At 44.8% G+C, this 9,515-nt stretch carries 4 protein-coding genes; 2 read left to right on the top strand and 2 right to left on the bottom strand.

Features of this window, described 5'->3' with window-relative positions; genetic code table 11:
* Positions 1–955: 955 nt before the first annotated feature.
* Both F6K38_RS29410 and mnmE read right to left on the bottom strand, forming a co-directional pair.
* The gene (locus F6K38_RS29410; RefSeq protein WP_008179108.1) at positions 956–1,708 is read right to left on the bottom strand and encodes a TauD/TfdA family dioxygenase; all 753 of its coding nucleotides are present in this window, start codon (positions 1,706–1,708) and stop codon (positions 956–958) included.
* Positions 1,709–2,808: 1,100 nt separating this feature from the next.
* Positions 2,809–4,188: a tRNA uridine-5-carboxymethylaminomethyl(34) synthesis GTPase MnmE gene (gene mnmE, locus F6K38_RS29415; protein WP_287358618.1), complete on the bottom strand. Its 1,380-nt coding sequence runs from the start codon at positions 4,186–4,188 to the stop codon at positions 2,809–2,811.
* Here mnmE and F6K38_RS29420 point away from each other — a divergent pair.
* Both F6K38_RS29420 and F6K38_RS29425 read left to right on the top strand, forming a co-directional pair.
* Positions 4,174–4,404, top strand: coding sequence for a hypothetical protein (locus F6K38_RS29420; RefSeq protein ID WP_131826988.1), 231 nt, complete (start codon positions 4,174–4,176; stop codon positions 4,402–4,404). The two genes, mnmE and F6K38_RS29420, sit on opposite strands and share 15 nt — an antisense overlap.
* A gap of 806 nt (positions 4,405–5,210) precedes the next feature.
* On the top strand, positions 5,211–9,206 hold the full coding sequence (locus F6K38_RS29425) for a CHAT domain-containing protein (RefSeq protein WP_287358620.1): 3,996 nt from the start codon (positions 5,211–5,213) through the stop codon (positions 9,204–9,206).
* Positions 9,207–9,515 lie beyond the last annotated feature (309 nt).

Here is a 9,515-nt window from a genome sequence, read left to right on the forward strand (position 1 = left end):
AGAAAGTCAATGTACTTAATACCTTCTTTATCTTCTAGAACAGCTCCTTGTGCTTTCTTAAACACCGTGGGAAATAAACGGCAGTAGCTTCGCACATTGGATTCCAATTGATTGAAGATTCTCATGAGATTATCCTCATTAGTGTTATACGTGATGCTTTCCGCAAGCTACCTCAAGGTTCTGCTACTTACCTTTCAACTGGTGGCGATTCCTACTCACCCCCTCACCCATTTCTCTTTTCATCAACTCACCAAATCCTAGGGTAGGAATCGCCAGGATGTCATGACTCAGCTACATTAGTCAGCTACATTAGTCAGCTAACACTTAACTCTTAAGCTGACAGTTAGCTTGACACTCCCCGCTTTAAAAAGACGGGGATTCCATGATCTTTGACCGGCCTTAAACCTTCGTGTCCAAATGGCAATATCTAAGCCGAAATCCCGTCAAGACTAAGATTTCAGTTCAGCTCACGAAAGACCCAGCGGGCTAGTCTCGCGATAGCGTTCAGCTACTTATTGAGAAGTGCCTTAGAAAGTCCGTTACTTCCCTGTTTCACTTGGTTCCGGCGTGCCCCGCCGTACCGTTCAATTTCAAGTTGTTATCTTGCTGGGTTCACACACCAACGGTTAATTGATGATTGGGTTTTTAAGGAGGATTTTCCCAGAGACGAAACCTTAGTAGAGTGGAGCCTTACTACAAAACCTTTTCCCTATGCTGCATAACCTGCCGACTATAAAGGCTCCACTCTACTTACGGTAACTTCAAGCCCTCCGGGCATTACTACTTTCAGGTCGGTAAGTTACGGGTCTCTCTCCCGGCTCAGCCTGCGGTTTCTCAGCCTGTACCCTATGCTTTAATTGCTTTAATTACACCCTAGCGCCAAGGTATTGTCAACTCGGCGACTCAAGTCGCTACGGTCTTTCATCCCCGGTTTAAAAACACGGGGCTTTCAGCCTTAGGAGTTCCGTAAGAAGATGCGTTGTAGTTCTCGAGTGGGATCGCTATAGGTGGTTCTTGAATGTGCTATACATTTGTTGTCCCAAAGCAACAATGAGTATTGGTTCATCCGAATAGCCATGTGATTTTCTTCGTAATACGCTAGAAATCGGTCGGCAATTTCTCCCAAAAACGGCTCGGGAGTAAAGGGCTTTAGGTTCTCTGGATCGGGGCTGTAGTCACCGTATTTAATATAGTTACAAGAAAAGCGGAAAACAGGCTTCTTACCCTCAAATGACAGGATCGGATGAATTGCTCCCTTGGTGCGGTTGGCGTGGACTCCCCTGGTGGCACCAAAATGGTGTCGAGTCTCCATGAGTTTTTTCTTTTCTTCTTCCGTAAGAGTCTTCAGGAATCCTTCCACATAAGCCAACGTGGTCATCCCACCACCACAATCAGAAGGCTTTTTGCACCAAAGCACTAGATAGTTCGGTGGGGTTTGATAATCGCTGGCTTCTGTATGAGGAAGCAAACGCCTTTCACCTCTGGCATCGGAAAATTTCATCAATTCTGGTTCATATCTGACATAGAAAATCGGTTGCCCATATTGCAGGATTAACTCACCACCTGTGACCAATTTTGAAAATTCGATCCAGTCAAAATTGGGGTCTTCAGTTTCCACATAAATAAAGTTGTTTTGCTCCAGTAAGTTCTGATAATCAGTAATTGATTTATCAAATTCGGGCATTTTAATTGCCTGAGCAGTTAACATCAAAACTCCTTTTTTTTATAAGGCTGACAAAAATTAACTATAGGGGAAATAAATTCAATACTGGTTACTTGTTTACATTTTTTAAAAAAAAAACACATAATAAAATATAAAACAACTAATTATTAAGTAATTACAATGGATTCGTGATATATAAGGGTGTTTCTCAACCAGAGGTTTTGCCATTTATGCCACGGGGGACTTTCATCTGTTCAAAGTTTCCCTCTTAAGCTGCTGTGCATTTTCTTGATGCCGTCGCTCATGGGGGAAACCGCCTGTTCCCTTGCTGCATCGCTTAAATTGCCTATTTTCCAATTAGAAAAAAACCTCAAAACCCTCTCCCCATCTACTATCTACGCCAGCTAGCCAGTTAAGTGTGTAACAGCTTATTAAGGGGGGCTGTAGTCATAGTCAAGCTTTTAGCATTTAAGACAAGCTTCTAGATTCAGTCTCTTAGAGACTTTTTGTTAAATAAAGGTTAAAGTTAGTTAAAGTTAAATAAAGCTTAAATTATTGCGTAGGGTGAGATAGGCGGCGAGTACTTTAAAAGCTCACCTGTAGCGAGAGCTGTCTGCCTTAACTCACCCCTATTAAGTACTCTATATTTCTTAAGATTTACTTTATAAATAGTCTCTAAGTTTTAGAGCAATTCTGATTTGGGTGAGGTTTTTAGGGAGCTAAGGCCGTGAGCCACGCTTACTGGCAGAGCCAGACGCTGCGCGAACGCGAACAGAGCTGGTAAGAGGGAAGAGGTAAAAAATAGTGAATAATGGATAATTGCCTTTTGCTGATTACCCATTATTCACTATCCATTAGCAGCCCAGTAATAAGATAAGTAATCGTAAGCATTCAGCTATCAGCCGTCAGCCGTGAGCTAAAAGCTCACGCTACGCGAACAGCTTATTTTATTCAAAAGCACCATTAGTAACGTACGCTATGGGCATAAACTGTTCCCGTAGCGTGGCCACAGACCTTTAGCAGGGATTGCGCTACTTGAGGTGCTGCGCGAACAGTAGCGCATTAGCACCTCAAGTAGCGTGGCCGTAGGCCTTTAGCTGATAGCTGACGGCTGAATGCTTACAAGTAATCAAACAAACTTAATATTACTTCCCAATACAGAAACGGCTGAAAATGCGGTCAAGCACTGATTCGGTTACTTCCTCTCCTGTAATTTCTCCCAAGGCTTGAATTGCTCCACGCAAATCTATCGTCCAAAAATCTAAGGGTAACTCTTTTGCAATAGTTTCTTGCACTTGCTGAAGAGACATTTTCGCCCGGGTCAACGCAGCAGCTTGTCGTTGGTTAATCGCTAAATCTAAATCAGCGGCTTGCAGGTTGCCACGATTTACTGCCTCAAGAATTGCCTTCTCCAGAGCATCAATCCCTTGATTGTAGGCAGCCGCTGTCTTCACTACTTGCTCTATAGTATTAGGATAGCATAGGGTAGATTCACTCTTATCACTGGCTAGGTCAGTTTTGTTAATTACTAGAATTACCGGACGTTCTTGCACCTGTTGGTAAATTTCCTGGTCTCCTGCACTCCAGCCAGTGGTTGCTTCAATCACCAGTAATACTAAGTCAGCCGCCATCGCTGCACTACGCGATCGCTCTACTCCAATCTTCTCCACTTGGTCAGCCGTTTCCCGAATTCCTGCTGTATCGAGCACCTGTACCGGAATTCCCCCAACTACTAACTGGGATTCTACTACATCTCTAGTGGTACCAGGAAGGTCAGTGACAATAGCGCGATCGCATCGACTCCAGGCATTCAATAAACTGGATTTTCCGACATTGGGTCGCCCCAGGATTACCACTTTTAAACCTGTGCGCAATAGCTCACCTTGATCCGCTGTGGCTAATAGTTGGGATACTTCTGTTAAGATATTGTTAAGTTGAGCTACAATTGCGCCTTGATCAAGGGGCGGTAAATCCTCCTCAAAATCAATTCGAGCCTCAATTTCTGCCAAAATATCCAGGCAAGTAGCTCTAGCTTCCCGAATGGGTGTGGCGAGCTTGCCCTGCAACCCAGCTAGGGCCGCTTGAACCGCTGCTGGGGAGCGAGACCCCACTAAGTCAGCAACACTTTCTGCTTGAGTCAAATCCAAACGCCCATTCAAAAATGCCCGCAGGGTAAATTCTCCTGGCTGTGCTAATCTCGCTCCTTGTTCTAGGCACAATTGCAACACTTTTTGTACAGGCATGATCCCACCGTGGCAATGGAACTCTACCACATCTTCACGAGTGTAGGAACGGGGAGCTTGCATAATTAGCAGCAATGCCTCATCCACTAGCTGTTGGGTTTTGGGATGACGCACATAGCCGTAGAGAATCCGGTGACTCTCCCAAGCCTGACGCCCCGGTGCCTGGAATAAAGTACGGGCAATTGCGATCGCATCTCTTCCTGACAGTCGCACAATACCGATACTCCCTTGTTGGGGTACAACTGCTGTTGCGATCGCAGCAATGGTTTGACTCTCGAACATTTCAGATCAAATTCGGTTAACTTACCATCATATCCCTTTTCGTGGTATAGGAGTCGGGAGTCGGGAGTCGGGAGTTGGGAATCGGGAGTCGGGAATCGGGAATCGGGAGTCGGGAGTCGGGAATCGGGAAAAAATGCTGTTTACCTGATTAGGCTAGAAACCGCATCACCTATTAGCGTAACCGAAAATTCCAGGCACTATTTGGGAAGTGATTAACCAGAGTGGTCAGCGGTCAGCGGTCAGCGGTCAGCGGTCAGTGGTCAGTGGTCAGCTTAAAACAAGGTAATAGGTAATAGGTAATGGCGTTGCTGAATTAAGGAATGAATGCGCGATCATTTGGTTTGATTGAAGCCCCCTAAATCCCCCAATTATGGGGGACTTTGATAGTTTTGTTCCCCCCAGAATTGGGGGGCTAGGGGGGCAAAACCATACGCATAATCAGCAACGCCTAGGTAATAGGTAATAGGTAATAGGTAATAGGTAATAGGTAAAAAATCCTATCTACCTCATAGTTATGAAAAGCGCTGATAGCTGATAGCTGATTGCTGATTGCTGATTAATTATAGCTGATTGCTGATTGCTGATTGCTGATTGCTTACGTATTAGCAGCAAAGCTGACTGCTGTTCGCGTAGCGTGGCCAAAGGCCTTTAGCTGATTACTGACATAGTTTTTGATATTGCCATTAATGATAACAATAATAAATGAGTTGTGAAAACGATAATATTTGGTAAATTTCTACGAATAAATCCAAATTTTACATTATTTATTTCACGGTAGAAATATAAGGGTAATCTTACCACTACTCTAGTATTTGTTTGTATTTTTTTGATAAAGATGACCAGAGCTTTGTGAAGTTTTTAACTACTGCCAAACCTAATTTATCAAGATTGCAATAAATTTAACTATATAATAAAAGATTCGATTAATTTTGTTAAGTATCCAGCAATTTAAATTTAAAATTAAAACCGATTAAGATAACGAAATAAAAAAGATTTTACGAATAAGCCAGATGAAATTAGCTGTGAGTAGAATTAGTCAATCCCTGAGCGTCCTCTATGTGTTGGCAGGACCTCTTTGGGTTATACCGACAATAGCACAGCCGATTCAAGCCGATCACACCACTGACACGGAAGTTATCCAAGATGGTAATCGCTTTGATATTGACGGAGGTACTCAATCAGGTGATGGCTCTAATCTATTTCACAGCTTTCAGGAGTTTGGTTTAGACCAAGACCAAATTGTTAATTTTTTGTCTCAACCCGGTATCAAAAACATTCTCAATCGGGTTACAGGTGGCAACGCTTCAGTGATTAACGGTCTCATCCAAGTCACAGGGGGCAACGCCAACCTGTTTTTAATGAATCCAGCGGGGATAATTTTTGGTGCCGATGCCCAGCTGAACATTCCAGGATCATTAACCGCTACCACCGCTACAGATATTGGCTTTGGTGATAATAATTGGTTTAGTGCCTTTGGTGACAACGACTACTTGTCCTTAATTGGAACACCTAGTGTATTTAGGTTCGAGACATTAGGTACACCAGGAGCCATTATCAATCAGGGCCAGCTAGAGGTGACACCAGGAAATAACCTAACCTTACTGGGTGGCACTGTGATCAGTACTGGAGAACTGGCAGCACAAGAGGGAAAAATTACGGTAGCTGCTGTACCAGGGGAAAGTTTAGTGAAAATTACCCAAGAGGGGCACTTGCTGAATTTGGAAATTCACCCCCTACTCACTGACCAACAATCCTTGACACCTGTGCAATTGCCTGAACTTTTAACTGGCCCTGATGTAGGTCATGCCACAGAATTCAAGGATAATGGTGATGGTACTGTAACGTTGCAGGATTCAGGCATCACTTTGGAGTCTGGGGATGTAGCGGCAAAGGAAGTAACGGCAGAGACTGCAACCCTGTCCGCCAACAATAACCTGACTCTAGTAGAAAGCCAGCTGTCTACCACGGGAGATTTAAACCTACTTGCCCAGAATAAAGTGGTGGTAAGGGATACTGTTGAGAATCCCTTCAATGCTATAGCGGGAGGAGACCTCTACATTCAGGGGGATTTAGGCATTGATATTCTGGCACTGAATCATCCCAAGACACCCTTTCAGAGTGGGGGTAATCTCAGTTTAGTTAGTGATGGGATTATTTCCGGAGATGCTCACTTTGCTAGTGGTGGTAGTTTCTCGATTCTGAATTTATCCGGTAAACCAGGTAATTTTCTGAGCTTCTATGACCCGATTATTATCTCTAGAGGCGATGTAAAATTTGGCGATTATACAGGAGCTTCTCTGAAAGTAGAGTCTACTGGAAGTATTGAGGGGGGAAATATCAAGATCACACAGCCAGACACCACTGGCTCGATTCCCACTTCAGATCCAGATTTTGATAATTTGACCCAAAGCCGCTCTCTGATTTTGCGAGCAGGTTTGAGTGAGGATCAATTGAGTAATCCAGTTAATTTTGATCCTAATCAATCAGTCACCGTAGAAGGGACAGAATTCTCTAATCTTGAACAGAATTTACCTGAAGGGAGTATCACTATTGGTGATATCGATACAAGTTCTAATCCGAGTGATGCTGCACCTGTAATCTTAGGTGATGCTGGACCCGTAATCTTATCAGCTCAAGACGACATTATATTCCGTAATAATGATCGTCCGGATGTTACCACGATCAGGACGACAGAAACAGGGGGTAGTAATTCTGGTGATGTAACCTTGGAAACTGCACAGGGAAGCATTGAGGTAAATGGTGAGACTCTCACAATTATCACCGAGGCATCAAACGGTGGAGATTCTGGTAACTTAACCTTTAACGTTCCAGATTCAAACAATGTTAACTTTGAGAATATTGAGATCAACACACAAGCTCAGAGGGGTGGCAATGGTGGTGATATCATAGTCTTCGCTCCTGACATTACTAGCGAAGCTGATGCAGAAGCAATACGAGAACAAATAGAATCTAACTCACGGTTAGATGCTCTCAGAGGTACGGAAGGAGAGATTACTATTAATCCGGGAGATCCAACGGATGATGGCACAGTCACACCACCGGATGATGGCACAGTCACACCACCGGATGATGGCACAGTCACACCACCGGATGATGGCACAGTTACACCACCGGATGATGGCACAGTCACACCACCGGATGATGGCACAGTCACACCACCGGATGATGGCACAGTCACACCACCGGATGATGTAACAGTTCTACCACCGGATGATGGCACAGTCACACCACCGGATGATGGCACAGGTACACCACCGGATGATGGCACAGTCACACCACCGGATGATGGCACAGTCACACCACCGGATGATGGCACAGTCACACCACCGGATGATGGCACAGTCACACCACCGGATGATGGCACAGTTACACCACCGGATGATGTAACAGTTCTACCACCGGATGATGGCACAGTCACACCACCGGATGATGGCACAGTCACACCACCGGATGATGGCACAGTCACACCACCGGATGATGGCACAGTCACACCACCGGATGATGGCACAGGTACACCACCAGAGAATGTAACGGTTTTACTACCGGATGATCTAACAGTTTCACAACAGGTAGACTCAAAAATCCCCACACCGGATAACTCATCAATAACACCGCCAGAGGTTCCACCATTGGTAGAGCAACCAATCACACTGGAGGCGACCGTTAGAAGTGACCTAGTCTATGGCATAGAAAAAGCCTTCACAGAAGAATATCAGGCATACTTTCTGCGACAGCTCAAGACCAAAATTTCTACTCAGAATGATGTGCGCGATCGCATTCGTGAGCTTGAGCGGGAGAAGGGTCTCAAGACTGGGGTTATTTATGTCAGTTTTGTCCAAAACTCCCTGACATTACCAGGAACTCGATGCCAAACTCCAGCAATCCCAGCAGCCGAAATTGACCGAAGATTTGGTTACCGACCCTCTGATCTACCTTTAGAACCGGAAAAATGCTTACAACAAAACGATGACCAGCTAGAACTGTTGCTGATCACAGCAGACGGTAATCCAATTCTGCGGCGAGTCTATAACGCAAATCGTGCTGAAGTCCTAGCTGTGACTAGGACCTTTCATCGAACACTGATAAATCCCCGAAGCTTGGATGATAAGGATTATCTCAAACCAGCTCAGCAACTTTACCAATGGCTGATCGGACCGTTGGAGGCTGAGTTAAAAGCTAATAAGATCGAGAGCCTGATATTTGCCATGGATCAGGGGTTGCGCTCCCTACCCCTGGCTGCTCTCCACGATCAAAAGAATTATCTAGTGGAAAATTATAGTGTCAGCCTGGTGCCTAGCCTTAGTTTGACCTATTCTCGGTTTACCCATGTTCAATCCTTGCGACTGCTGGCGATGGGAGCCTCCCAATTTTCTGATAAACAGGATTTGCCTTGGGTAAAAGTCGAGTTACAAACAATTATCAACAAACTGTGGAAAGGTAACTATTTTCTCAACGAAAGCTTCACTCTGGAAAATTTAAAGGCTCAACGAAAAAAACGGAAATTTGGCATCATTCACTTAGCTACCCATGCTCAGTTTAATCAGGGAGCTCCTGAAAATTCTTATATTCAAATGTGGGACGAAAAACTGGGGCTCGATCAAGTGGAAAATCTGTTTTCTGAGCCATCGGTAGAGTTGTTGGTACTCAGCGCTTGCCAAACCGCTTTGGGAAATCGGGAAGCAGAGCTAGGTTTTGCTGGCTCAGCCTTTCAGGCAGGGGTTGACTCCACTCTAGCAACCCTTTGGTCTGTCAGTGACCAAGGGGCTCTGGGGCTGACTACAGAGTTTTACCGTCAGTTGAACAAGACACCGAGTAAAACTGAAGCCTTGCGACAGGCACAGTTGGCAATGATTCGAGGCAATGTCCGGATCGAGAATGATCACTTATATAGCTCTGGCAAGAAAATTGCTTTATCCTCAGAATTGTCAGGATTTGGAAAACAAAGCTTTACCCATCCCTATTATTGGGCTGCTTTTTTGCTAGTTGGTGATCCTTAGTTATAGGTAAGCTATCAGCTATCAGCTATCAGCTATCAGCTATCAGTTATCAGCTATCAGCTATCAGCTAATGCGCACGCTACTTGAGGTGCTTTTTAATAAAAGAGGTAAGCATTGGTTTAATCTGAGTTAAGTCTGCTGACGGCTGACGGCTGACCACTGACGGCTGACCACTGACGGCTGACGGCTGACGGCTGACGGCTGACGATAGTTGCCCAATCTAGGTCACAACCCAATCGTTTTCAGCATTTCCAAATGCTTTGAAACCGGTACAAGGGTATTGGCAGTAATCATCCCGCTGGCGGCAAC

This window comes from Moorena sp. SIO3B2 (genome assembly GCF_010692525.1).
Classification (GTDB): Bacteria; Cyanobacteriota; Cyanobacteriia; order Cyanobacteriales; family Coleofasciculaceae; genus Moorena; species Moorena producens.